This is a genomic window from Macrococcus brunensis (genome assembly GCF_022343725.1).
In the GTDB taxonomy this organism is placed as follows: domain Bacteria; phylum Bacillota; class Bacilli; order Staphylococcales; family Staphylococcaceae; genus Macrococcus; species Macrococcus brunensis.
Genome location: NZ_CP092179.1, coordinates 1432166 through 1456242, shown reverse-complemented (window position 1 = coordinate 1456242; position 24077 = coordinate 1432166). Strand labels below are relative to the sequence as shown.

Genomic DNA, 24077 nt, shown 5'->3' with positions numbered 1-24077 from the left:
CATTAAATGACAAAGAAAGACTATATCAAGTTACTGGAAACTATCGGTTTATATATGGAACTTAAAGGTGAGAACACCTTTAAAGTATCCGCCTACCGTAAAGCTGCAGCTGCTTTAGAACAGTCGCAGGTGCCGATAGATGAACTGGCGGATTTTACCGTGCTCCCCGGTATCGGTAAAGGAGTCTCTGAAGTACTGAATGAATATCGCGCGACTGGTGAGTCCAGTCTGCTTGAGGAACTGAAAGAAGCGGTGCCTGCGGGTCATATTCAGATGCTGAAAATCAGAAATCTCGGTGCCAAAAAAATCGTTAAGCTCTACAAGGAACTGAATATCACAACGATAGATGAATTAAAAGCAGCATGCGAGAGTCATGCAGTCAGCGGTCTTACGGGTTTCGGCAAAAAAACAGAAGAAACCATCCTGCAGGGCATTCAGGATCTTGAGACGAAGAAAGAGCATATAACGATTCATGAAGCAGTTAAGCTGACAGGTTTTATCAATCAGACGCTTGAAGAAGCAGCGCATGTTAAACGGTTTGCTGTCGCAGGCAGTCACCGCCGTATGAAAGAGCTGAGTAAGGATCTTGATTATATCGTCGTCACTGATGATGCGCTGGCAGCAGCAAAAGAGATTGAAGCGTTCACTTTTATTCAGCATATAGAAGTCAGCGGTCAGGAAAAAGTTTCTGTCACGGTCAAGATGGATGATCTTGAATCGGGCGTCGATTTCCGTTTTACAGATGACAAAGGCTTTGTACAGATGCTGAATCACTTTACGGGCAGCAAGGAACATAACGTCAAGATGCGCCAGCTGGCTAAAGCACGTGACGAGAAAGTGAATGAATACGGCATCACTTTAGCAGACGGCACTCTCAAGCAGTATGATTCAGAAGAAGCCATCTATAAGCATTACCAGCTGAATTATATACCGCCGGAAATGCGTGATGATGTGACGGCATTTGAAGTGGAGCAGTCAGAAATCCTTAAGCTGTCGGACATTAGAGGCGACCTTCATATGCATACAACCGCTAGTGACGGTGCGTTTGAGCTTGAGGAGATGATAGAAGCCTGCATACAAAAAGGCTACGACTATATGGCCATCACGGATCACTCCAGAAGTTTAAAAGTAGCGAACGGACTATCCGTTGAACGCCTGCTGGCACAGAATCAGAAAATCAAAGAACTTAATCAGGCTTACAGTGAGATTGATATCTATAGCGGTATTGAGATGGATATACTGCCGGACGGTACACTTGATTATGCGGACGATGTTTTAAAAGAGCTTGACTATGTCATTGCAGCGATCCATCAGTCTTTCAATCAGTCAGAGGAAGAAACGATGCAGCGCCTGATCAACGCCTGTCAGAATCCATACGTTCGTCAGATTGCCCATCCGACGGGACGGCTTATTGGCAGACGCTCAGGTTATGCAGTCAATATGGCAGAGCTGATTGAAGTAGCCGGCCAGACGAACACTGTGCTTGAAATTAACGCGAATCCGATGCGTCTGGACCTGAGTGCAGAAGTCATCAGGCAGTATCCAGACATCAAGCTCGCTATTAATACAGATGCGCACCATACAAGTCATCTGGAGTTTATGAAGTATGGTGTCGGGACAGCCATCAAAGGTCATGTGAAACGTGAGCAAGTACTGAATACGCTCACTCGCGAAGCATTCCATGACTGGCTGCAGAAAGGAAAAACAACATGAATCAGAAAGCATTAAATATACTGGAATACCACCTTATTATAGAGAAAGTCGCGACTTACAGTCAGAATGAAGTCAGTGCGGCTTTGATCAGTGAACTTGAACCGAAATCTGACGTCAGCTGGATTGAATCAGAGCTTGAGAAACTGGACGAGGCAAGGATCATTCATATGCAGGCAAGTGAACCTGGCATGAGTAAACTGACAGAAGTGAAACATCTGACTAAACGAGCGAGTATCGGTTCCATGCTCAGTGTGACTGAACTGAACCGTATCAAGAATAATATCCGTGTTACCAATCGCTACAAGACTTATCTGCTGAATATGACAGAAGACAGTGAGATTAAACTGCCGCTTCTACGTGCCCGGTTCCAGCAGCTTCCTGTTCTGTCGCACGTCAGCGATGAAATAGACGCAAAATGTGATGAGACGATGCTGTATGACAATGCTTCAGGAACCCTTTATGATATCCGGCAGCAGAAAAAAACGATTAATCGGCGGATTAAAGAGAAGCTTGACAGTATCGTTCGTTCACAGGCTAACCAGAAGAAACTGTCTGACGCCATTGTCACCATCCGTAATGACCGTCAGGTAATACCTGTCCGCAGTGAATATAAACAGGACTTTCCAGGTATTGTCCACGATACATCTGCTTCGGGACAGACTTTCTATATTGAACCGAACAGTATCATAGAACTCAGCAGTCAACTGAATACAATTACGGCGCGCGAGAACGAGGAAGTCAGTCGCATACTGTATGAACTGTCTGCCTTTGTAGCGGAAGCGCAGCACGATATAGACTGGATTACAACAGTAATGGGTGAACTGGACTTCCAGCTGGCTAAAGCGAAATACGGCCATTCCATCAATGGGGTCATCGCTGAGACAGCAGAAGAACGCGCGATTGAACTGCCGTCTGCATGGCATCCGCTCTTAGACCCTGCAACAGTCGTCAAAAATTCCATCATCTTCGGCGATGACATTGATGCTGTGATTATCACGGGACCGAACACCGGGGGTAAAACTGTCACACTTAAAACAGTCGGTCTTCTGATTGCGATGAATCAGTCCGGTCTGATGATACCAGCAAGAATTGGCGCCCGTCTCAGCATTTTTAACGATGTCTTCTGTGACATTGGTGACGAACAGTCTATTGAGCAGTCACTGTCCACGTTCTCGAGTCATATGACCAATATTGTTTCTATATTAAAATCGATGGATGATAAGAGTCTCGTACTTTTTGATGAACTCGGTGCGGGTACCGATCCATCTGAAGGAGCAGCGCTTGCGATGAGCATCCTTGACCGCTGTCTTGAAGCGGATGTCATGACGATGGCGACAACGCATTATCCGGAACTGAAAGCCTACAGCTATAACCGGGATCGTGTCATGAATGCCAGCGTGGAATTCGATGTGGAATCGTTAAGCCCGACTTACAAGCTTTTGATGGGTGTGCCAGGGAAGAGTAATGCCTTTGAAATCTCAAAAAAACTCGGACTCGACTTGTCTATTATTAAAAATGCACGTCAGCTGATTCATATGGACAATATCGAAATCAATGACATGATATCAGCACTTGAGAAAAACACAAGACAGGCAGAAAATGACCGCGAAGAAATGGCACGTCTGAAACAGGAATCCGCTGCCCTTCATAAAGAGTTGTCCGAGCAATTCGAATCTTACCAGCAGATGAAAGAAACGCTGGTTGAAAATGCGAAGATGAAAGCGAATGATATCGTTCAGAAAGCTGAAAAAGATGCAGATGCTATTATCAAGGATCTGAAGAATCTGCGCAGTGAGCATCAGTCGATTAAGGAGAATGAACTGATTGAGCGTAAAGGAAAATTTAAAAACCTTTATAATGAAGCAACGCTAAAAAAACAGGCGAAGCAGCAGGAAGCGGAAAAAATTGTGGCCGGTGATCATGTTAAAGTGCTGTCCTACGGTCAAAAAGGTGTCATTTTAAGCATTGATAAAGACGAGGCAGTGGTTCAGATGGGCATCATCAAGATGAAGCTGCCGCTGACAGACTTTAAAAAAGAAAAACCTGAAAAAGAGAAGCAGATTCGGGTTGTGCCTCGTGCCAATCGTCAGACGATTAAGATGGAGCTGGATCTGCGCGGTGAGCGTTACGAGGATGCCCTGCAGCGACTGGAAAGTTACCTTGACCAGGCACTGCTCAGCAACTACAGTCAGGTCACGATTATTCACGGTAAAGGAACCGGTGCACTGCAAAAAGGCGTTCAGGATTATCTGAAGCGTTCTAAGGTTGTGGCATCATTCAGAGGCGGTATGCCGTCTGAAGGTGGGTTTGGTGTCACAGTGGTCGAACTGAAATAGGAGGATATGATGTGGAATTTTGATATGTATAAGCTTGCTATTGTGCTGATTGTGGTGGCAGTCGTCATGCTCCTTTCCGGCGTCGGCTACCTGATTCTCGCGTCGTGAGCAAACCGCATGACGGATAAATAACTGCATGCTATAATTCTTAAAAATAGTACTTTGAGGAGGAAATAAACATGGCATTAATCAATGCAACTGATGCAAATTTCGAAGAACAAATTAAAGAAGGCGTAACTTTAGTCGATTTCTGGGCACCTTGGTGTGGACCTTGTAAAATGATCGCGCCTGTATTAGAAGATTTAGCTGGCGATGTTGATGGTAAAGCGGATATCGTTAAAGTAAACGTGGACGACAACCAGGCAACAGCTGCTAAGTTTGAAGTCATGAGTATTCCAACATTAATCGTCTTCAAAGACGGTCAGGCAGTTGATAAAGTCGTTGGCTTCCAACCTAAAGAACAGTTACAGTCAGTACTTGAAAAACATTTTTAATTGAGAAAAAGAGCTTCGGCTCTTTTTTTTTGGAATAGTGTGGTGAAGAAATGGAAGAATATGAAGTCAGAATCAAACATAAGCTTGCAGTCCTGCCGATGGAACCGGGCTGTTACTTGATGAAAGACCGGCAGAATGAAATCATCTATGTCGGTAAAGCAAAGAACTTAAGAAATCGCGTGCGTTCTTATTTTACAGGCGCACATGATGAGAAGACGACACGGCTCGTCGCAGAGATCCGCGACTTTGAGTTTATCGTCACGAGTACAGAAATTGAGTCGCTTCTGCTGGAACTGACGCTGATCAAGAAGCATTATCCGCGCTATAATATCCTGCTGAAAGATGATAAGAGTTATCCGTTCATCAAGATCACGAAAGAGAAGCACCCTAGACTCTTTGTGACAAGGCAGGTCAAAAAGAATACAGGTAAGTACTTCGGACCTTATCCGAATGCTTATGCGGCACAGGAAACAAAAAAACTGCTCGATCGAATCATCCCTTTTAGAAAATGCAACAAAATGCCGGACCGGTTATGTCTTTACTATCATATAGGCCAGTGCCTCGGCCCGTGCGTCTATGATGTAGAAGAACGGGAGTATCAGGAGATGATACAGACAGTCAGTCAGTTTCTGAACGGTGAAGATACGACGATTGTTGAAGACCTTAAAGTGAAGATGGCAGAGGCGAGTGAAGCGCTGAACTTCGAGCAGGCAAAAGAGTATCGCGACCTCATCAGTCATGTTGAATCCCTGATGTTTAAGCAGAAGATGATGACAGCGGATATGACAGTGCGTGATATATTCGGTTACAGTGTGGATAAAGGCTGGATGTGCGTCCAGGTCTTCTTTATCAGACAGGGTAATCTGATTGAACGTAATGTCACGATGATTCCGCTGATGGAAGACCCGAAAGACGCGTTCTATAATTTTATCGGTCAGTTTTATCAGCTGGATCAGCATATTCTGCCGGGTGAAGTCCATATCCAGCCGGGTCTGGATATCGATGTCATCCGTTCTGTAGTAGACACAAAGGTTGTTCAGCCTGTCCGCGGCAAGAAGCGCGAGATGGTTGACCTTGCTGTTAAAAATGCAGATATCGCACTGTCCAGTAAGTTTGAAATCATCAAGCGTGATGAATCCCGGACAATCAAAGCGATTGAAGAGATCGGGGAAGCGATGAGTATACCGACGCCTATTCGTATCGAAGCATTTGATAACTCGAACATTCAGGGTGTCGACTCTGTCTCTGCTATGATTTCTTTTGTCGATGGTAAACCAAGCAAGAAGGACTATCGTAAATATAAAATTAAGACAGTATCGGGCCCAGATGACTATAAGTCAATGGCAGAAGTGGTCAGACGTCGCTATACGCGCGTATTACGAGAACAACTGCCGCTGCCGGATCTCATCATTGTCGACGGTGGTAAAGGTCATATGAATATCGTGACCAGTGTCCTGCAGGATGAACTCGGTCTCGATATACCGGTTGCCGGTCTGAAGAAAAACGCCAAGCACCAGACAGCAGAACTGCTCTACGGCGACAATGCGGATATTATTCCGCTTGATAAGAAAAGTCAGGCCTTTTATCTATTGCAGCGGATTCAGGATGAAGTCCACCGCTTTGCGATTACATTCCACCGGCAGACGAGACAGAAGACAGGTCTGCAGTCACAGCTGGATACGATTCCAGGCATTGGTCCGAAGCGTAAGCAGCAGCTGATCAAGCACTTCGGCTCGACTAAACGTATCAAGGAAGCCAAGCAGGAAGATTTGACTGCTATCGGTATTCCGAAAGGGACGGCAACTCTGATTTTAGAGACATTAAATGAACAGACAGAAAAACAGTCCTGAGGGGCTGTTTTTTTACTTTTATTGAGAATAATTATCATAAACAATCCATCTAAAATTAATGATACAATTGTCATATATTAAACTTCACATACTGTACAACAAAATGTAATCGGTTTCTTGATTTGACCTATGTTTAAGCGTACAATAGTTTGTGATGATTTATCAGAAAATATTAGGGGGGACTTCGCTTGGCGAATTCAGAACAATCATTTGCAATACGCAGGCTTCATTCATTACTAGGTGTGTTACCGATTGGTGTCTTTTTAATTCAGCATTTATTCGTAAACCACTTCGCAGTATATGGTGAGGCAAGTTTTAACAGAGCATCTGACTTTATGGGAGGATTACCGCTCAAACTGCTGCTGGAGACAGTGATTATCTACATTCCGATCCTGTTCCATGCCATCTATGGTTTCTATATTGCGTTTACAGCTAAAAATAATATCGGACATTATTCAACATTCCGTAACTGGATGTTCCTGCTGCAGCGTGCTTCAGGTATCATCACATTCTTCTTCATCGCTGTTCACGTCTGGCAGACACGTGTCCAGGTTACATTGCATGATGCACATGTCAACTATGAGATGATGCACAACATCTTCAATAATCCATTCTGGATCGCGTTTTATTCAATCGGTCTTTTAAGCACGATCTTCCATTTTGCTAATGGCTTATGGTCATTTGCCGTGACATGGGGAATCACGCAAAGCGAGAAATCACAGCGTATCATGACATATGTGTCACTTGCGGTGTTTGTACTCGTAGCAGCATTAGGATTTACAGCTTTAATCGCATTTATTTAATTTAGGGGAGTGGCATATATATGGCAAACAGTAAAGTAATTGTTGTCGGAGGCGGTCTTGCCGGCTTAATGGCAGCCATTAAAGCAGCTGAGCACAATACAAACGTAGAACTATTTTCTTTAGTGCCAGTTAAACGTTCACACTCAGTGTGTGCACAAGGTGGTATCAATGGTGCAGTCAATACGAAAGGTGAAGGGGATTCACCTTGGATTCACTTTGACGACACGGTATATGGGGGAGATTTCCTGGCAAACCAGCCGCCTGTTAAAGCGATGACTGAAGCAGCACCAAGCATCATTCACTTACTGGATAGAATGGGTGTTATGTTCAACCGTACACCAGAAGGTTTACTTGACTTCCGTCGTTTCGGTGGCACACTGCATCACCGTACAGCATTTGCAGGTGCAACAACAGGTCAGCAGCTGCTTTATGCACTTGATGAGCAGGTTCGTCGCTACGAGGTAGACGGTCTTGTGACAAAGTTTGAAGGCTGGGAATTCCTCGGCATCGTTAAAGATGACGACGGTGTCTGCCGTGGTATCGTGGCGCAGAACTTAGTGAATTCAGAGATTAAGTCTTTCGCTGCTGATGCAGTTATCATGGCAACAGGTGGCCCTGGTATTATTTTCGGTAAATCAACAAACTCTATGATCAATACAGGTTCTGCTGCATCGATTGTCTACCAGCAGGGCGCGACTTATGCGAACGGTGAATTCATTCAGATTCACCCGACAGCGATCCCTGGAGATGACAAACTGCGTCTCATGAGTGAATCAGCACGTGGTGAAGGCGGTCGTGTCTGGACATACAAAGATGGTAAGCCTTGGTACTTCTTAGAAGAGAAGTATCCTGACTATGGTAACTTAGTGCCGCGTGATATTGCGACACGTGAAATATTTGATGTCTGTGTGAATCAGAAGCTTGGTATTAACGGTGAGAACATGGTCTACCTTGACTTAAGTCATAAAGACCCGCATGAACTTGATGTGAAGCTCGGCGGTATCATCGAAATCTATGAAAAATTCACAGGTGACGATCCACGTAAAGTACCGATGAAAATCTTCCCGGCTGTTCATTATTCTATGGGCGGTCTGTGGGTAGATTATGATCAGCAGACGAATATTCCAGGTCTATTTGCTGCGGGTGAGTGTGATTACTCTCAGCATGGGGGTAACCGTTTAGGTGCCAACTCACTGTTATCTGCTATTTACGGCGGTATGGTAGCTGGACCGAATGCCATTAAATACGTTAAAGATCTCGAAAAGTCTTATGAAGATATTTCTGACGAAGTCTTTGCACGTAAAGTAGACGAAGAACAACGCCGATTTGATGCACTTATGAGCATGCGCGGCAGCGAGAATGCTTATAAGCTGCACAAGGAACTGGGTGAAATCATGACGGCTAACGTCACAGTAGTCCGCCATAATGATAAATTACTTGAAACAGATAAGAAAATTGTTGAACTGATGAAACGTTATCAGGATATCGATATGGAGGATACAGCGACATGGAGCAACCAGGCAGTCTTCTTCACTCGTCAGTTATGGAACATGCTTGTGCTGGCACGTGTCATGACAATCGGTGCTTATAACCGTAATGAGTCACGTGGTGCCCATTACAAACCGGAATTTCCGAAACGTAATGATGAAGAATGGCTGAAAACAACAATGGCGACATTTGACGGTGCGACAAATCCGCCGATCTTCTATTACGCAGACGTGGATGTGAGCTTAATTCCACCACGTGTCCGCGACTACTCTAAATCAGGAGGTAAACATTAATGGCAGAAAAAACGATTGAACTTGTTATCCGACGCCAGGCGAATCCCGAATCAAATCCGTATGATGAGAAATTCGTCATTCCTTACCGTCCTAATATGAATGTCATTGCTGCCTTGATGGAGATTCAGCGTAATCCAGTCAATGCACAAGGCCAGAAAACAACACCTGTCACTTGGGATATGAACTGCTTAGAAGAAGTCTGCGGTGCCTGCTCAATGGTCATCAATGGTAAAGCACGTCAGTCGTGTTCTGCTATCATTGATACATTGGAGCAGCCGATCAGACTGGAACCGATGGCGACATTCCCTGTGATGCGTGATTTACAGGTAGACCGTTCTAAAATGTTCGATAATTTAAAACGTGTCAAAGCATGGGTACCTATTGACGGAACATATGATCTCGGACCAGGACCTCGTATGCCGGAGAAACAACGTCAGACTGCATACGAATTATCTAAATGTATGACATGTGGTGTCTGCCTTGAAGTATGTCCGAACGTTAATAAAAACTCAGACTTCATGGGTGCACAACCGATTTCACAGGTTCGTCTTTTCAACCTGCATCCGACAGGTAAGATGAATAAAGATGAGCGTCTTCATGCGTTAATGGGTGACGGTGGTCTAGCTGAATGCGGTAACTCACAGAACTGTGTCAAAGCTTGTCCAAAAGGGATTCCTTTAACAACAAGTATCGCAGCAATGAACCGTTCAGCAAACTTCCAGTTATTCAAATCTTTCTTCGGTTCAGACTATCAAGTGAATTAATCAGAGCGACAGGTGAGAATTCTCGCCTGTCTCTTTTTTTGTTATGATAGTAATGAATAGGAAGTGAGGAATTGAAGATGAATAAAGAAGTGATTATTCCACTGGAGTTTCATCTCCGTCATCTGGCAGATCGAATTAAGAAGTCTGGGCGCAGTCAGCTGCAGGCTTATCAACTGTCAGATACTCAGTTTATCGCTGTGCAGTGGATACATGAAGAACCTTTGACAGTCGGTCAGCTGGCGTCGAAGATGGGTATTGCCGTCTCTACAGCATCAGAAATGGTCGATCAGCTGATCAAAAAAGAGTGTGTACGAAGAGAAAAAGACGCGACGGACAAGCGTAAAGTCAATCTTTATCCCGAGCAGAAGAGTATTGAGATTATCAATAAAGTCATTTCTAAACGGCAGGAGTTTTTAAATGAGCTGATGGCAGATATTCCAGTAGACAAACAGATGATGACGGCTGAAGTCATCAAGCAATTGTTTGATAAAATGGAGGCCTCATCATGAAGCCGATAGGTGTGATTGATTCCGGCATGGGTGGCCTGACTGTTGCAAAAGAAATCATGCGTCAGCTGCCGAACGAAAGTATCTGCTATCTGGGAGACGTGGCTAGATGTCCATACGGTCCGAGAAGCGGAGAAGAAGTCAAGCAGTTCACGATTGAACTTGCTCAGTTTCTGATGAAGAAAGACATCAAGATGCTGGTGATTGCCTGCAATACAGCGACAGCAGTTGCACTTAAGCCGCTGCAAGAGATGCTCTCCATCCCAGTGGTCGGCGTCATAGAGCCGGGTGCCAGAACTGCACTGATGACAACCACGAACGGTCATGTTCTTGTTCTCGGGACAGAAGGAACAGTGAAGTCGGATGCCTACCGCAAGTCGATTCAGGCCATCAATCCGAATGTCGATGTCCATAGTGTCAGCTGTCCGCGCTTCGTTCCGTTAGTCGAACAGATCGGCTATAATGATCCGGTTGTGACGAATATCGTCATTCACCAGACTTTAAAAGAATGGCGGCTTGATCCAGCTGATACAGTGATATTAGGCTGTACACATTATCCTTTACTCAAAGGGTATATTGAGGATTACTTTAATCGAGAAAAGACGGTTATCTCGTCCGGTCTTGAAACAGCAAGAGAAGTCAGTGCACTTCTGACGTTCAGTCAAGGACATGCCGCTTATTCGAGCGAAAAGCATCATGAGTTCTATGTCAACGGGGATGCAGAGAAATTTACACGTGTCGCACGCGAATGGCTGGAAGATCCGGAGCTCATTGTCCAGTCCATTAATTTAGAGGAGGAACTGAAATGAAAGATATCGTTATCGCAACAGGAAACCAGGGTAAAATCAACGACTTCAAGCATATCTTCCCTGAACACAATGTCATCGGCATCACGACCTTATTGCCTGATTTTGATGTAGAAGAGACAGGCACCACTTTTGAAGAGAATGCGGCACTGAAAGCAGAAGCGGCAAGTCATCTGCTCGGCAAGACAGTGATAGCTGATGATTCAGGACTTTCTGTGGACAGTTTAAACGGAGCACCCGGCATTTACTCTGCCCGCTATGCAGGGACAGAAAAAGATGATGCGGCTAATATCAAGCTGCTGCTGAAGAACCTGCAAGGTGAATCAGAGCGAGCTGCGCGTTTTGTCTGTGTCATCGCACTGAGCGAGCCTGGACATCCGACACAGACATTCCGAGGTGAAGTGGAGGGCGTCATTGCTGAAGAAGAGCGCGGTGAACACGGCTTTGGCTATGATCCTATTTTCTACTTGCCTGAAAGAGACCAGACCATGGCTGAACTGGTGTCAGAAGAAAAAGCGGAAATCAGCCATCGTCGTAAAGCTATCGATAAACTGACAGAATACTTAGAGGGACAGACATCATGAAGTGGGTCGTCGTCAGCGATAATCATGGCATGACCAATATTCTGACAGATATCAAATCCATCCATCACGATGCTGATTATTATATTCATCTAGGAGATTCTGAATTTACAAGGGAGAATCCTGAGATAAGAGATTACGTTGCTGTGATGGGTAACTGTGATGGACCGTGGTTTGATAAGACGGCTGTGATTGAAGATAAACAAGGTGCATTTCTGACACATGGCCATCTTTACAGCGTCAATGCGGGTAGAGAACAGCTCGCAGAAGCAGCAGAAGCGGCTGGTTGCCGTTTCGCATTTTACGGTCATACCCATGTCCGTAAAATAGAAGAGATTGACGGGATCATCTGTATCAATCCGGGCAGTATCGCCCAGTCGAGAAGCGAAGAGCCGGAAACCTATCTTGTTATAGAAGATGATTTACTCACTTTTTATGATCAGCAGCACCGTATCTATGCAAAAGAGCAGCTGAAGGGTTAACCTTCTACTATTAAAGGTGTAATAACGCAAAAAAAGGTTGTTGACTTTCCAGTTCAAACTTGATTATAATTAATCTTGTCTTGAAATTGAGTCCTGGTAGCTCAGCTGGATAGAGCAACGGCCTTCTAAGCCGTCGGTCGGGGGTTCGAATCCCTCCCAGGACGCTAACAAAAGGAAATGTGAAACTTCACATTTCCTTTTTTATTTGTCTACTGACAGCATTTCGTATAAGCTTTAGTTATTATTAAAAAACAGACAGGGGCAGAAAGATGAATAAATATGATGAACAGATTATTGTGGTTGATCGCGAATCTATATTTAGCCACGAAAAAAATGCCTTTAATGGTTTTATTTCTATAGAAGATCAGCGTGCACTTGAAATCTTTGAGACATTATCTAAATATCAGGTCAAACGTCGTGGAGACATGGAAGAAACGCCTGAGTTCAAACAGCTTATCTCTTATTGCGTACTTGAAAATCAGGAAGACGAGCTTTTAGTCTATAAACGCCTGACAGGTGGAGGAGAAGAACGTCTGCACGGTTTAAGCTCTATCGGTGTGGGCGGACATATGAATCAACTGGAAGGCGGCGATATTGAGCGCGTTCTGATTGAGAATGCCCGTCGTGAACTGGAGGAGGAAGTCGGTCTCACTGATATTCCTGACAGCGACCTTGAACTGATTGGTTTTATTAATGATGATGGGGATGAAGTAGGTCGAGTACATATCGGACTTGTCTTCAGAATCTGTGTCGACCGTCACGATGTAAGTGCTGTTGAAACAGATACACTTTCTATTCAATGGATGGTTAAAAATAGATTGATGGAAGTCCCGACATATGAAACATGGAGTCGTCTCATTATTGAAGCGATGTACATGACAGGTCATTAATGACTGAAATCATACCTTTTCCTGGTCTGCCGGATAAACTGAATCGGCAGCTGCAGACATATATTCAGAATAATGAATTTGAGCCTGCTTACGAGACGATACTCGAACTGGAGCGCCATGTTGAATTGAGTCACCAGCAGCAGCTGCAGAAACTTGAAATCCTTTACGCGCTTGAATCTTTTCTGGAACTGCGTGAAGAAGCAAGTATCCTACTGAATCAGGGCCATCCTAACTACGAAGTCACGGTCTATTATTTCCTGCTCAGTCTTCTTGAGCTGGGGCAGTATCAGACTGTGATTGAACTCATTGATTCTCTGCGCGCGGAAGAAATCGATCACCGCCTGAAGATGAAACTCCTGCCTTTATATGATCAGGCACGTCACCGCAAAAATCTGCGTGACCGCCAGGCAGCAGATGCCCTGTCAGATTTCGTTAACTGGAGCGCTGATCGTCAGGTGCATTTTATTCAGCAGCTGATAAATGAAGAAAATATGGCTTATACCGGAACTTTTCTGGAGCTGCTTAAGTCTCCTCTGCACCCTGTTGTTCAGACAGTCATCATTCAGTATATTCAGCTGGCGGGAGAAAGAGAAATCATTCAAGTTAACAAATTCGGCACCTCGGTGACCTTTCTTTCTTCTGACGTTGTCACAATAGACCGGGATTTTCTGATAGAAGATGTTCTGCCACTCGTTCTGGACTGGTTTGAGTCTAATATGCCGGACATGGCAGGCTCTGTACAAAACTGGATGGAACGTCAGGCGCTTGTTTTTTATCCGATTAATTTCGATATCGATGAGCTGACGATTGAGACGGATGTCATTGCAGACTGCTATATTTACTTCGCACTTTCGATGTTTCAGATGGAGGAGATTTATCCACTTACTCTGACGGAAGACCACGAACATGTACTGGGCATCATTAAAGAAGCAGTGAAATATGAACTTTAAGACGTAGTATTGTTGTACAACACTAAGATTATGCTATAATAAATGAGTTGAAAAAATTCTGGAGGTTATCACACATGACAGCTAAATGGGAAAAACAAGAAGGGAATGTAGGCGTATTAACGGTTACTGTTCCTGCTGAAGAAGTAAAATCAGGATTAGATAAAGCATTCAAAAAAGTTGTGAAACAAGTTAATGTACCAGGTTTCCGTAAAGGTAAAATGCCTCGTCCATTATTCGAACAACGTTTCGGCGTAGAATCTTTATATCAAGATGCACTTGATTTCATCTTACCGGATGCATATGCAAATGCAGTAGAAGAAGCAGGTATCAACCCGGTTGATCGTCCTGAAATCGATATCGAACAAATGGAAAAAGATAAAGAGCTCATCTTTACAGCTAAAGTGACTGTAGAGCCGGAAGTTAAACTTGGAGACTACAAAGGTCTTGAAGTAGAAGCACAAGACACTGAATTAACAGACGAAGAATTTAAGAGTGCTTTAGATGCTGAACTTTCTCGTAAAGCTGAATTAACAGTTAAAGAAGAAGGCGAAGTAGCTGAAGGCGACGTTGTTAACTTAGACTTCGACGGTTATGTTAATGACGAGCAGTTCGAAGGCGGTAAAGCTGAAGGATACGACCTTGAAATCGGTTCAGGTCAATTCATCCCAGGTTTTGAAGAACAGTTAGTTGGCGCTAAAGTCGGCGAAGAAAAAGATGTTAACGTTAAATTCCCTGAAGAATACCATGCAGAAGAGTTAGCAGGTAAAGATGCAGTATTCAAAGTGAAAATTAATGAAATCAAAACAAAAGAAGTACCTGAACTTGATGATGAGTTAGCGAAAGAACTTGATGAGTCAGCTGAATCAGCAGATGCATTTAAAGAAAAATTCCGTACAGACTTAGCTGAACAGAAAAAAGTTCAAGCTGAAAATGTAACGAAAGAAGAACTCATCAACTTAGCGACAGAAAACGCTGAAATCGATATTCCACAAGCAATGGTTGAGACTGAACTTGGCCGCATGATGCAGGAATTCGAACAACGTATCGCACAACAAGGTCTTAACTTAGATCTTTACTACCAGTTCTCAGGTCAAACTGAAGAACAGTTAAAAGAAAGCATGTCAGAAGATGCAGCTAAACGTGTTAAAACAAACTTAACGCTTGCTGCTATTGCTAATGCTGAAAACATCGAAATCTCTGATGAAGATGTAGAAGCAGAACTGACTAACATGAGCGAACAGTTCGGTTTATCAGTAGAAGATATCCGCGCAGCTTTAGGTAATGCAGAAGTATTAAAAGACGATCTTCGCATCCAAAAAGCAATTGACGTATTAGTATCAGAATCAAAAACAAAAACAAAATAAGGTTCTGACTATAAGAATAACGGAAGAGAATCTGTAGCTTTTACTACAGATTCTCTTTCAGTTTAATCATTTGCATTAGGTCAGTCACTTTAGTATATTTTTGAATAAGATAGGGGTGTAGAAATGTTTAAATTTGATGAAGATGAAAGTAATTTAAAATGTTCGTTCTGCGGCAAAGACCAGGATCAGGTCAAGAAATTAGTTGCAGGTAGCGGCGTATATATTTGTAATGAATGTATCGAACTCTGCTCGGAAATCGTAGAAGAAGAACTGCGTACGACTGAGACAGAAGAACTCACAGAAGTACCTAAACCTAAAGAGATGCTTGCACTGCTCGATGAATATGTCATCGGTCAGACAAAAGCCAAGAAAGCTCTTGCTGTAGCTGTCTACAACCACTACAAACGTATAGTGCAGCCGGCTGCGACAGAAGAAGATGCGGTGGAACTGCAGAAAAGTAATATCGCACTTATTGGTCCGACAGGTAGCGGTAAGACACTCCTTGCTCAGACACTGGCTCGTTCACTGAACGTACCGTTTGCGATTGCAGATGCTACGAGCCTGACTGAAGCAGGTTATGTAGGTGAGGATGTAGAGAATATCCTTCTCCGTCTGATTCAGGCAGCTGATTTTGATATCGAACGGGCTGAAAAAGGTATTATCTATGTCGATGAGATCGATAAGATTGCTCGTAAATCTGAGAATACATCGATTACACGTGATGTATCAGGTGAAGGTGTCCAGCAGGCACTCCTGAAAATTCTTGAAGGAACTGTCGCTTCTGTCCCGCCTCAAGGTGGACGTAAGCATCCGAACCAGGAGTTTATTCAGATTGATACGACTAATATTCTCTTCATTCTGGGTGGTGCATTTGACGGTATCGATGAAGTCATCAAACGTCGTCTCGGTGAGAAAGTGATCGGTTTCACGGGTACGAAAGAACGTGATTTCGATGAATCTACACTGCTTTCGCAGATTAAACCGGAAGATTTACAGGCTTATGGTCTAATTCCTGAGTTTATCGGTCGTATTCCAGTCGTTGCCAATCTTGAACAGCTGGATGTAGATGCGCTTAAAAACATCCTGACTCAGCCGAAAAATGCATTGGTCAAACAGTTCAAAAAAATGCTTGAACTGGACGGTGTAGAACTTGAATTCACTGACGATGCTTTAACAGCGATCAGTGAACTTGCGATTGAACGTAAAACAGGCGCACGCGGTCTGCGCTCTATTATAGAAGAGAGCATGATGGATATTATGTTTGATATTCCATCAGAAGATCAAGTGAAGAAAGTCGTCATCACTGAAGAAACGATTCGTGAATCAGTGGGACCTGAGCTTTACGACGAGAACAGCGAACGTATTAAAACAGCTTAATGGACAAGCCTCATGGGTTAAGACCTGTGGGGCTTTTTTGAAGGAGGAGCAATATGAATATCAATCCAAATAATGTAGAAATCCTGATCAGTGCTGTCAAACCAGAGCAGTACCCGGATACAGGTTTGAAAGAAGTGGCACTTGCCGGCCGCTCAAATGTTGGCAAGTCGTCTTTCATCAATACGATGATTAAACGTAAAAGTATGGCGAGAATTTCATCTAAACCAGGTAAGACACAGACACTGAACTTCTTTAATATCGATGAGCAGCTCGTTTTCGTCGATGTACCGGGTTACGGCTATGCTAAGGTTTCGAAGACTGAACGTGAACGTTGGGGCAAGATGATTGAAACATATTTAACGACAAGAGAAAATCTGGCTGTCGTTATCCAGCTGGTCGATATCCGTCACGAACCTTCTCAGGATGATGTACTGATGTATGATTTCCTGAAGCATTACGATATACCGACCATTATTATCGCAACAAAAGAAGATAAGATTCCGAAGGGGAAAGTACAGAAGCATCTTAAAGTCATCAGACAGGCTTTAGAAATCGACAAGAACGATACACTGATCAGCTACTCTTCATTATCGAAAGAAAAAAATCCAGTCATCTGGCAGGCCATTGCAAGTTATTTATAAACACATCCTGTTACAGCAGGTCTAGTTAGTGCTATAATAGGAGTAATGGCTATATTGGGGGCGACAGAAATGCATATTGTTGTAGTGAGTGTCAATCACAGAACAGCAGACGTCAGCTTACGGGAACAGCTGACTTTTTCAGACATGAACATTGAACAGGCACATTCAGCGCTGATTAATCAGAAATCAGTACTTGAAGGTGTCATTGTATCGACTTGTAACAGGACAGAAGTCTATGCAGTTGTCGATCAGATTCATACAGGACGTTATTATGTGAAAGCATTCCTTGCTGAATGGTTTGACGTGTCGATGGAGACAGTCAAAAGTGTGACAAGCGTTAAAGTTGATGATGAAGCAGTCAGACACTTATATAGAGTGACAGCAGGTCTCGATTCAATCGTCTTAGGTGAAACACAGATTCTAGGACAGATACGCGACAGCTTTTTACTGGCACAAAGTGAAGGCACAACTGGAACTATCTTTAATAAGTTGTTCAAGGAAGCGATTACGCTCGCGAAGCGTGCGCACTCTGAAACGGATATTTCTTCTAAGGCAGTATCGGTTTCATATGCGGCAGTTGAACTTTCTAAGAAAATACTGGGTTCTCTGCAAGGAAAGCGAATCCTCATTATTGGTGCCGGTGAGATGGCAGAGCTTGCGCTCGAGAATCTAGCAGGCAGTGGGGCAAAAGACATCACCGTCATGAACCGTACAGCAGAAAAAGCAGAGACTTTAGCAGGACGTTTTGGCGGCAGACATGTGCTGATGGAAGAACTTCAGTGTGCGCTTCTGGAGAATGACATTGTCATCTCTTCAACGAGTGCTCGTGATTATATTATTACAGAGGAAATGATGGCTCACGTGATGAATTTGCGTCCTTCTCATCCGCTTGTGATGATTGATATCGCCGTACCACGTGATATTGATCCGGCAGTAGGCGAGCTTGACCTTGTCTTCAACTATGATGTCGATGACTTGAAAGGTCTTGTTGATGCCAATCTTGCTGAACGCGAGAAAGCAGCAGATAAAATTACAGGCATGATTGAGACAGCGATTATCCAGTTCCTTGACTGGGTCAATATGCTCGGTGTTGTACCTGTTATTACTGCACTGCGTGAGAAAGCACTGCGCATCCAGGAGACAACGATGGACAGCATTGACCGCAAGATGCCGGACTTGTCTGACCGTGATCGTAAAGTCATCTCTAAACACATGAAGAGCATTATCAATCAGATGCTGAAAGATCCGATTCAGCAGGCCAAAGAACTCAGTGGCAGTGTGAACCGTGAAGAACAGCTGCAATTTTTCCAGGAAATCTTCAACATTACGAGTGAAGTTGAAACACACAAACTCTCAGACAGTAAACCGATGCAAGGACGGCTAGAACCAGGAAATGGGTGATTAGATGTCTGAGTTACTGACAGTCAGAATTAACGAGGCAATACTTTTCAATTATATGATGAGTATTGCCTGTTATTTCATAGACTTTATAGATAAGAATAACCGCATCAAGAAAATAGGATTTACACTCCTTATCATCGTGCTGGTGCTGCAGACCTTGATGATAGGCCAGTTTTATCTGACAGCAGGACGGTTTCCAGTTCAGACGATAACAGAAGGGTTTTATTTCTTTACATGGCTGATCATTATCGCTTCGATCGTGATGTCTGAAACGACCCGGACTGAATTTTTAGGATTTATGATGAACCTTATCGGCTTTATCTTTATGGCGATTCATACCTTTCAGCCGGTGGAATATCAGTCCAATACAACGGTGTCGCACATGATGAATGAACTCTTGATGGTGCATGTGACGCTCGCTATAGCAGCTTATGTGACCTTTCTGATAGCAGCGATACAGGCAGGCCTTTATCTCTATCAGATGCGCAACCTGAAAAACAAGAAGTTCACGCAGAAATTTTTTAGAATGAGTGACCTTGCGTCTATCAGCCGTTCTGTCAATCATTTCAGTATCATCGGTTTTATTCTGCTTTTTATCTCACTGGTTCTGGGTATTCAGTGGGGACTGATACTGATTGGGCCATCTATCTGGCTGGACAGTAAGGTAGTGGGTTCGGCGCTTGTGCTATTGATTTACGGGATTTATATTTATTTCTTCACAAACAAAAAAATGAAGTTGAACAGACTGATGGAAATCAATATTATGTTCTTTCTCATCTGTATGGTCAATTATTTGATCATCAGCAGATATTCAGAGTTTCATCAGCTGATTAATTAGGAGGATTATTATGGCGAAAATCGTAGTGGGAACGAGAAGAAGTCAACTTGCTTTAACACAAAGTAAACAGTTTACAGATTCTCTGCAGGCGAAATTTCCTGACCTTGAGATCGAGTTTAAGGAAATCGTCACACAAGGTGACAAGATTGTCGATGTGCAGCTCTCTAAAGTAGGAGGAAAAGGACTGTTCGTGAAAGAAATAGAACACGCCCTTCTGAATAAAGAAATCGACATTGCGATCCACTCACTGAAAGATGTCCCAAGTGTCCTGCCAGAAGGTTTAACGCTTGGCTGTATTCCTGATCGTGAAGATCCTCGTGATGCTTTTATTTCTAAGAATCATACAAAGCTTAAAGATTTACCGGAAGGCAGTATTGTCGGGACCAGCTCACTTCGTCGTGGGGCGCAGATTCTTAATCAGTATCCCTACCTGAAGATTGAATGGATACGTGGCAATATCGATACTCGCCTGAACAAGCTGAATAACGACGCTTATGATGCCATTATTCTTGCAGCAGCAGGTCTTAAACGTATGGGCTGGAGTGAGGATACGGTCACTGAATATCTGGAACCTGAAACGATGCTGCCGGCGATTGGACAAGGTGCACTGGGCATAGAGTGCCGTTCAGATGATCAGGTCGTCCTCGACATCTTAAGTGCTGTGCACAATGATGATGTAGCACGCTGTACACAAGTGGAACGTGATTTCCTGCGTCTGATGGATGGTAGCTGCCAAGTACCGATTGCAGGACATGCGGTAGTTGAAAATGATGAAATCTATTTCCGTGGACTGATCATGTCACCAGACGGCAGACAACGCTACGCGAGCGAAATCCGTAGTAAGAATCTTGAAGCTATTGGTGAAAAAGCTGCGGCTGAAATGAAAGAAAAAGGTGCCTACGATATTATTGAGGCATTAAATATAGAAGGAAGTCGATAAAATGAAGCCAGTTGTAGTGATGACTGATAGTGGAAAAACACAGACAGACGAAGTCGAGCTTATTCATATACCGCTTATCGGTATAGAAGTGCTCCCCGTACGAAGTGACTATCAAGAACACTATGACTGGCTTATTTTTACGAGTCAGAATGCAGTCGAAGTGTTCAGTCAGAACTATGACATCACCGCAAACCACATTGCGGCGATCGGCAGTAAGACAAAGTCAGCGCTCGAAAACATGGGCTGGACGGTAGACTTCATGCCGAGCGCCTATAACCAGGAATCGTTTATTGTTGAAGCGGGCAGTCGTTTTGATGGCAGGAATATCTGTCTGCCGGTCAGCGCGAAAGCAAGGCCTGCGCTTTTCGAATTTTTAAGTGCGCGTGGTCTTGTTGACCGGATTGATTTATATCAGCCGGCGCCTTCTCGTTCGGCTGCAGAACAGATTCATGCTATGATTGAAGCGCAGAAAGTAGATGTACTGACTTTTATGAGCCCTTCAGCTGTAGATGCCTATTACAGTTTATTCACACCTGTTGAGATTCCAGTTGTTGCGATTGGTCCTGTGACTTATCGCAGGCTGACCGAATACGGACAACGATGCGTAATGCCTGAAGAAGCGACTAAAGAGCAGATGATCACTAAAATACTTGAAATGAGGGAACAGAATGAATTTTGATCGACATAGACGTTTAAGAAGTTCAGCAGTGATGCGAGATATGGTAAGAGAAACCACTATCTCCAAGAAAGATTTAATCTATCCAATATTCGTTATTGAACAGGATGATATTAAAAATGAAGTACCATCGATGCCTGGTATTTATCAGCTGAGCCTGAATATGCTACACGAGGAACTGAAGACGACTTATGAAGCAGGTATCAGAGCAGTGATGTTCTTTGGTATTCCGAATGAAAAAGATGCTTGTGGAACAGGCGCTTTTATTGACGATGGCATCATCCAGAAAGCAACGCGTTTATCAAAAGAACTTTATCCGGATATGCTGGTGCTCGCTGATACATGTCTCTGTGAATATACAGACCACGGTCACTGCGGTGTGCTGGATGACCATGGTCATGTCCTAAATGATGAAACATTACCGCTACTTGTTCAAACAGCAGTTTCACAGGCAAAAGCAGGTGCAGATATTATCGCACCGAGCAATATGATGGATGGCTTTGTTCAGGCGATTCGTGCAGGACTCGACGAAGCAGGGTTCTATCACATTCCTATTATGAGTTACGGCATTAAATATGCGTCAGCATTCTATGGTCCGTTCCGTGATGCGGCTGAAAGTACGCCAGGTCAAGGGGACCGTAAAGGCTACCAGATGGATCCGGCAAACCGCTTAGAAGCAATGCGCGAGCTGGAAAGTGACCTTGCTGAAGGCTGTGACATGATGATTGTTAAACCGGCGCTCAGCTACCTCGATATTATTCGTGATGTCCGCAACAATTCAAATGTACCTGTTGTTGCCTATAATGTCAGCGGGGAATATGCGATGACTAAAGCGGCTGCCTTAAACGGCTGGATTGACGAGGAACGTATCGTCATGGAACAGATGATTTCGATGAAACGTGCCGGCGCAGATATGATCATCACTTATTTTGCGAAAGATATCTGTCAATACTTAGATAAAGGAGCATACTAATGAAATCACAACAAGCATTCAAAGAAGCAGTGAAAGTGATGCCGGGCGGCGTCAACAGTCCAGTTCGTGCATTTAAAAGTGTGGATATGGACCCGATTTTCATGGATCATGGTAAAGGTTCTAAAATCTATGATATTGATGGTAAAGAATATATTGACTATGTCTTAAGCTGGGGGCCTCTTATTTTAGGTCACGCCGATGATAAAGTGACAGAAGAACTGTCAAAAGCCATCCAAAAAGGAACGAGCTTCGGCGCGCCGACAGAACTTGAAACAAAGATGGCAGAGCTGGTGATTGAGCGTGTGCCTTCAATCGAGATGGTGCGGATGGTTTCAAGTGGTACAGAAGCCACTCTTGCGGCACTACGTTTAGCACGAGGGTTTACAGGACGGAACAAAATTCTCAAATTTATCGGGTGTTATCATGGACATAGTGACAGCTTGCTCATTAAAGCGGGTTCAGGTGTTGCTACTCTTGGGCTGCCGGATTCTCCAGGTGTCCCAAAAGGAACAGCTGAAAATACAATCACTGTTCATTACAACGATTTAGAAGCGGTTAAGACAGCATTCGAAAAATTCGGTGATGATATTGCCTGTGTGATTGTAGAACCTGTTGCTGGTAACATGGGTGTTGTACCGCCAGTAGAAGGGTTCCTGCAAGGACTACGAGACATCACAACAGAATATGGCTCACTGCTGATTTTTGATGAAGTCATGACAGGATTCCGAGTTGGTTATAACTGTGCACAAGGTTATTTCAATGTGACACCAGACTTGACGTGCCTAGGTAAAGTAATCGGCGGGGGTCTGCCAGTAGGTGCATTCGGCGGCCGCAAAGATATCATGGAGCGCATTGCGCCAGCTGGAGATATTTATCAGGCAGGAACACTGAGTGGTAATCCGCTCGCGATGACAGGTGGTTATTATACGCTCAGCCAGTTAACACCTGAAAGCTATGATCATTTCAACAAACTAGGTGACCAGTTAGAAGCAGGTCTCACTGAAATATTCGCAAAACACGATGCGCCGATTACAATCAACCGTGCCGGCAGTATGATTGGCTACTTCCTGAATGATGAAAAAGTGATCAATTTTGAAGTCGCTTCGAAGTCAGACCTTAAACTATTTGCAGCAATATACAAGGAAATGGCAGAGAATGGTGTCTTCTTACCACCGTCACAATTTGAAGGCATGTTCCTTTCTACTCAGCATACGTCTGAAGATATTGAAAAAACATTAGATGCATTCGACAAAGCGTTAAGTGCCGTCAAATAAGGGTTTGCGAGCCTTTTAGCTAGTTGAAGAATAAAAATATTAATAAATTTTTGATTATTTATGTTTATAACTCTGCAATCAGGCAATATTATTCATGTAAATAAAATTTACAAAAAAATATAACCTATGTGGAGGTAAGTTAAATGGCTAATAACAACAATAATAACAGAAATGACAAAGACGTTATCTATGATTCAGAGCGTGATCGTCACGTAACACACACTGTAGACAGCACAACTAACCGTGAGGGTGTAGCTGGAGACCGTGTAAAAGAAACAACTACAACTCGTGAAACTCGCCATGTTGCTCATGAAGAGCCTAAAAAGAAAAGCCCATGGCCATGGTTAATTCCATTATTACTTCTTCTTTTAGCTATCCCATTCTTATTAAACCTTTGCAACAATGACGAAGATGATAAAAAAGAAGATAACAAAACAGAAGAAACTACAACTGAAGATGCAACAACTGAAGATACTACAACAGAAGCAACAACAACTGAAGAAGCAACTACAGAAGCAAACGCTGGTGGTTTTGACTTAGCTTCAATCATCAACTTTGACTTAGCTGCATAATTGATAAAAAACCGTGAACATAGTTCACGGTTTTTTTTATTGAATAAATATCACTAGTGTTGCAT

23 protein-coding genes and 1 tRNA gene are annotated in these 24077 nt (G+C 43.6%); all 24 read left to right on the top strand.

All coding sequences use genetic code 11. From position 1 onward, the window contains the following. The first annotated feature begins 6 nt into the window (after window positions 1-6). The gene (gene polX, locus MGG13_RS07620; RefSeq protein ID WP_133432263.1) at window positions 7-1713 is read left to right on the top strand and encodes a DNA polymerase/3'-5' exonuclease PolX; all 1707 of its coding nucleotides are present in this window, start codon (window positions 7-9) and stop codon (window positions 1711-1713) included. Continuing rightward, window positions 1710-4049 (top strand): endonuclease MutS2, encoded by a 2340-nt coding sequence (locus MGG13_RS07615; protein ID WP_239034499.1) that lies wholly within the window; start codon window positions 1710-1712, stop codon window positions 4047-4049. The genes polX and MGG13_RS07615 overlap by 4 nt, the downstream gene beginning before the upstream one ends. Before the next feature lie 179 nt (window positions 4050-4228). Next, on the top strand, window positions 4229-4543 hold the full coding sequence (trxA, locus tag MGG13_RS07610; RefSeq protein ID WP_133432261.1) for a thioredoxin: 315 nt from the start codon (window positions 4229-4231) through the stop codon (window positions 4541-4543). Window positions 4544-4593: 50 nt separating this feature from the next. Then, window positions 4594-6393 carry an excinuclease ABC subunit UvrC gene (uvrC, locus tag MGG13_RS07605; RefSeq protein WP_239034498.1) on the top strand — a complete coding sequence of 600 codons (1800 nt, stop codon included), beginning with the start codon at window positions 4594-4596 and terminating at the stop codon, window positions 6391-6393. A 188-nt stretch (window positions 6394-6581) separates the two neighbouring features. Further along, window positions 6582-7196, top strand: coding sequence for a succinate dehydrogenase cytochrome b558 subunit (locus MGG13_RS07600; RefSeq protein ID WP_133432259.1), 615 nt, complete (start codon window positions 6582-6584; stop codon window positions 7194-7196). Window positions 7197-7216: 20 nt separating this feature from the next. Beyond that, window positions 7217-8977, top strand: coding sequence for a succinate dehydrogenase flavoprotein subunit (gene sdhA, locus MGG13_RS07595; protein WP_239034497.1), 1761 nt, complete (start codon window positions 7217-7219; stop codon window positions 8975-8977). Then, a complete protein-coding gene (gene sdhB, locus MGG13_RS07590; protein WP_133432257.1) occupies window positions 8977-9741 on the top strand; it encodes a succinate dehydrogenase iron-sulfur subunit in 765 nt (254 codons plus the stop codon). Before sdhA ends, sdhB begins: the two co-directional genes overlap by 1 nt. Window positions 9742-9818: 77 nt before the next feature. After that, a complete protein-coding gene (locus MGG13_RS07585) occupies window positions 9819-10250 on the top strand; it encodes a MarR family winged helix-turn-helix transcriptional regulator (protein ID WP_133432256.1) in 432 nt (143 codons plus the stop codon). Beyond that, window positions 10244-11056: a glutamate racemase gene (gene racE, locus MGG13_RS07580; protein WP_239035697.1), complete on the top strand. Its 813-nt coding sequence runs from the start codon at window positions 10244-10246 to the stop codon at window positions 11054-11056. Before MGG13_RS07585 ends, racE begins: the two co-directional genes overlap by 7 nt. Continuing rightward, complete coding sequence (locus MGG13_RS07575) at window positions 11053-11637, top strand: XTP/dITP diphosphatase (protein WP_133432254.1); 585 nt, start codon at window positions 11053-11055, stop codon at window positions 11635-11637. Before racE ends, MGG13_RS07575 begins: the two co-directional genes overlap by 4 nt. Next, on the top strand, window positions 11634-12116 hold the full coding sequence (locus MGG13_RS07570) for a YfcE family phosphodiesterase (RefSeq protein ID WP_239034496.1): 483 nt from the start codon (window positions 11634-11636) through the stop codon (window positions 12114-12116). Before MGG13_RS07575 ends, MGG13_RS07570 begins: the two co-directional genes overlap by 4 nt. 90 nt (window positions 12117-12206) lie before the next feature. Then, a tRNA-Arg gene (locus MGG13_RS07565) sits at window positions 12207-12280 on the top strand. A gap of 105 nt (window positions 12281-12385) precedes the next feature. Then, complete coding sequence (locus tag MGG13_RS07560; RefSeq protein ID WP_133432201.1) at window positions 12386-13006, top strand: NUDIX domain-containing protein; 621 nt, start codon at window positions 12386-12388, stop codon at window positions 13004-13006. After that, window positions 13006-13956 carry a hypothetical protein gene (locus tag MGG13_RS07555; RefSeq protein ID WP_239034495.1) on the top strand — a complete coding sequence of 317 codons (951 nt, stop codon included), beginning with the start codon at window positions 13006-13008 and terminating at the stop codon, window positions 13954-13956. The genes MGG13_RS07560 and MGG13_RS07555 overlap by 1 nt, the downstream gene beginning before the upstream one ends. 74 nt (window positions 13957-14030) lie before the next feature. Next, on the top strand, window positions 14031-15320 hold the full coding sequence (gene tig, locus MGG13_RS07550; protein ID WP_239034494.1) for a trigger factor: 1290 nt from the start codon (window positions 14031-14033) through the stop codon (window positions 15318-15320). Window positions 15321-15443: 123 nt separating this feature from the next. Next, entirely contained in the window at window positions 15444-16697 is a 1254-nt protein-coding gene (gene clpX / locus MGG13_RS07545) for an ATP-dependent Clp protease ATP-binding subunit ClpX (protein WP_133432198.1), read from the top strand. 53 nt (window positions 16698-16750) lie between these two features. Continuing rightward, the gene (yihA, locus tag MGG13_RS07540; RefSeq protein ID WP_239034493.1) at window positions 16751-17338 is read left to right on the top strand and encodes a ribosome biogenesis GTP-binding protein YihA/YsxC; all 588 of its coding nucleotides are present in this window, start codon (window positions 16751-16753) and stop codon (window positions 17336-17338) included. 69 nt (window positions 17339-17407) lie between these two features. Next, the gene (gene hemA, locus MGG13_RS07535) at window positions 17408-18739 is read left to right on the top strand and encodes a glutamyl-tRNA reductase (protein WP_239034492.1); all 1332 of its coding nucleotides are present in this window, start codon (window positions 17408-17410) and stop codon (window positions 18737-18739) included. Window positions 18740-18743: 4 nt separating this feature from the next. Next, window positions 18744-19577: a cytochrome C assembly family protein gene (locus MGG13_RS07530; RefSeq protein WP_133432195.1), complete on the top strand. Its 834-nt coding sequence runs from the start codon at window positions 18744-18746 to the stop codon at window positions 19575-19577. A 10-nt stretch (window positions 19578-19587) separates the two neighbouring features. After that, on the top strand, window positions 19588-20517 hold the full coding sequence (gene hemC / locus MGG13_RS07525) for a hydroxymethylbilane synthase (protein ID WP_239034491.1): 930 nt from the start codon (window positions 19588-19590) through the stop codon (window positions 20515-20517). Window position 20518: 1 nt separating this feature from the next. Continuing rightward, window positions 20519-21196 carry a uroporphyrinogen-III synthase gene (locus MGG13_RS07520; RefSeq protein WP_239034490.1) on the top strand — a complete coding sequence of 226 codons (678 nt, stop codon included), beginning with the start codon at window positions 20519-20521 and terminating at the stop codon, window positions 21194-21196. Then, the gene (gene hemB, locus MGG13_RS07515; protein ID WP_239034489.1) at window positions 21186-22166 is read left to right on the top strand and encodes a porphobilinogen synthase; all 981 of its coding nucleotides are present in this window, start codon (window positions 21186-21188) and stop codon (window positions 22164-22166) included. The genes MGG13_RS07520 and hemB overlap by 11 nt, the downstream gene beginning before the upstream one ends. Continuing rightward, on the top strand, window positions 22166-23440 hold the full coding sequence (hemL, locus tag MGG13_RS07510) for a glutamate-1-semialdehyde 2,1-aminomutase (protein WP_239034488.1): 1275 nt from the start codon (window positions 22166-22168) through the stop codon (window positions 23438-23440). Before hemB ends, hemL begins: the two co-directional genes overlap by 1 nt. A 143-nt stretch (window positions 23441-23583) precedes the next feature. Then, a complete protein-coding gene (locus tag MGG13_RS07505; RefSeq protein ID WP_239034487.1) occupies window positions 23584-24012 on the top strand; it encodes a hypothetical protein in 429 nt (142 codons plus the stop codon). The last annotated feature ends 65 nt before the right edge of the window (window positions 24013-24077 follow it).

What these genes read in the sequence shown, in the direction of transcription:
- polX (WP_133432263.1), top strand. Translation starts at nt 7, where the DNA reads ATGACAAAGAAAGACTATATCAAGTTACTGGAAACTATCGGTTTATAT.
- clpX (WP_133432198.1), top strand. Translation starts at nt 15,444, where the DNA reads ATGTTTAAATTTGATGAAGATGAAAGTAATTTAAAATGTTCGTTCTGC.
- uvrC (WP_239034498.1), top strand. Translation starts at nt 4,594, where the DNA reads ATGGAAGAATATGAAGTCAGAATCAAACATAAGCTTGCAGTCCTGCCG.
- hemL (WP_239034488.1), top strand. Translation starts at nt 22,166, where the DNA reads ATGAAATCACAACAAGCATTCAAAGAAGCAGTGAAAGTGATGCCGGGC.
- MGG13_RS07505 (WP_239034487.1), top strand. Translation starts at nt 23,584, where the DNA reads ATGGCTAATAACAACAATAATAACAGAAATGACAAAGACGTTATCTAT.
- sdhB (WP_133432257.1), top strand. Translation starts at nt 8,977, where the DNA reads ATGGCAGAAAAAACGATTGAACTTGTTATCCGACGCCAGGCGAATCCC.
- hemB (WP_239034489.1), top strand. Translation starts at nt 21,186, where the DNA reads ATGAATTTTGATCGACATAGACGTTTAAGAAGTTCAGCAGTGATGCGA.
- hemC (WP_239034491.1), top strand. Translation starts at nt 19,588, where the DNA reads ATGGCGAAAATCGTAGTGGGAACGAGAAGAAGTCAACTTGCTTTAACA.
- MGG13_RS07585 (WP_133432256.1), top strand. Translation starts at nt 9,819, where the DNA reads ATGAATAAAGAAGTGATTATTCCACTGGAGTTTCATCTCCGTCATCTG.
- sdhA (WP_239034497.1), top strand. Translation starts at nt 7,217, where the DNA reads ATGGCAAACAGTAAAGTAATTGTTGTCGGAGGCGGTCTTGCCGGCTTA.
- MGG13_RS07615 (WP_239034499.1), top strand. Translation starts at nt 1,710, where the DNA reads ATGAATCAGAAAGCATTAAATATACTGGAATACCACCTTATTATAGAG.
- MGG13_RS07570 (WP_239034496.1), top strand. Translation starts at nt 11,634, where the DNA reads ATGAAGTGGGTCGTCGTCAGCGATAATCATGGCATGACCAATATTCTG.
- MGG13_RS07575 (WP_133432254.1), top strand. Translation starts at nt 11,053, where the DNA reads ATGAAAGATATCGTTATCGCAACAGGAAACCAGGGTAAAATCAACGAC.
- yihA (WP_239034493.1), top strand. Translation starts at nt 16,751, where the DNA reads ATGAATATCAATCCAAATAATGTAGAAATCCTGATCAGTGCTGTCAAA.
- MGG13_RS07560 (WP_133432201.1), top strand. Translation starts at nt 12,386, where the DNA reads ATGAATAAATATGATGAACAGATTATTGTGGTTGATCGCGAATCTATA.
- MGG13_RS07530 (WP_133432195.1), top strand. Translation starts at nt 18,744, where the DNA reads ATGTCTGAGTTACTGACAGTCAGAATTAACGAGGCAATACTTTTCAAT.
- tig (WP_239034494.1), top strand. Translation starts at nt 14,031, where the DNA reads ATGACAGCTAAATGGGAAAAACAAGAAGGGAATGTAGGCGTATTAACG.
- MGG13_RS07520 (WP_239034490.1), top strand. Translation starts at nt 20,519, where the DNA reads ATGAAGCCAGTTGTAGTGATGACTGATAGTGGAAAAACACAGACAGAC.
- hemA (WP_239034492.1), top strand. Translation starts at nt 17,408, where the DNA reads ATGCATATTGTTGTAGTGAGTGTCAATCACAGAACAGCAGACGTCAGC.
- trxA (WP_133432261.1), top strand. Translation starts at nt 4,229, where the DNA reads ATGGCATTAATCAATGCAACTGATGCAAATTTCGAAGAACAAATTAAA.
- MGG13_RS07555 (WP_239034495.1), top strand. Translation starts at nt 13,006, where the DNA reads ATGACTGAAATCATACCTTTTCCTGGTCTGCCGGATAAACTGAATCGG.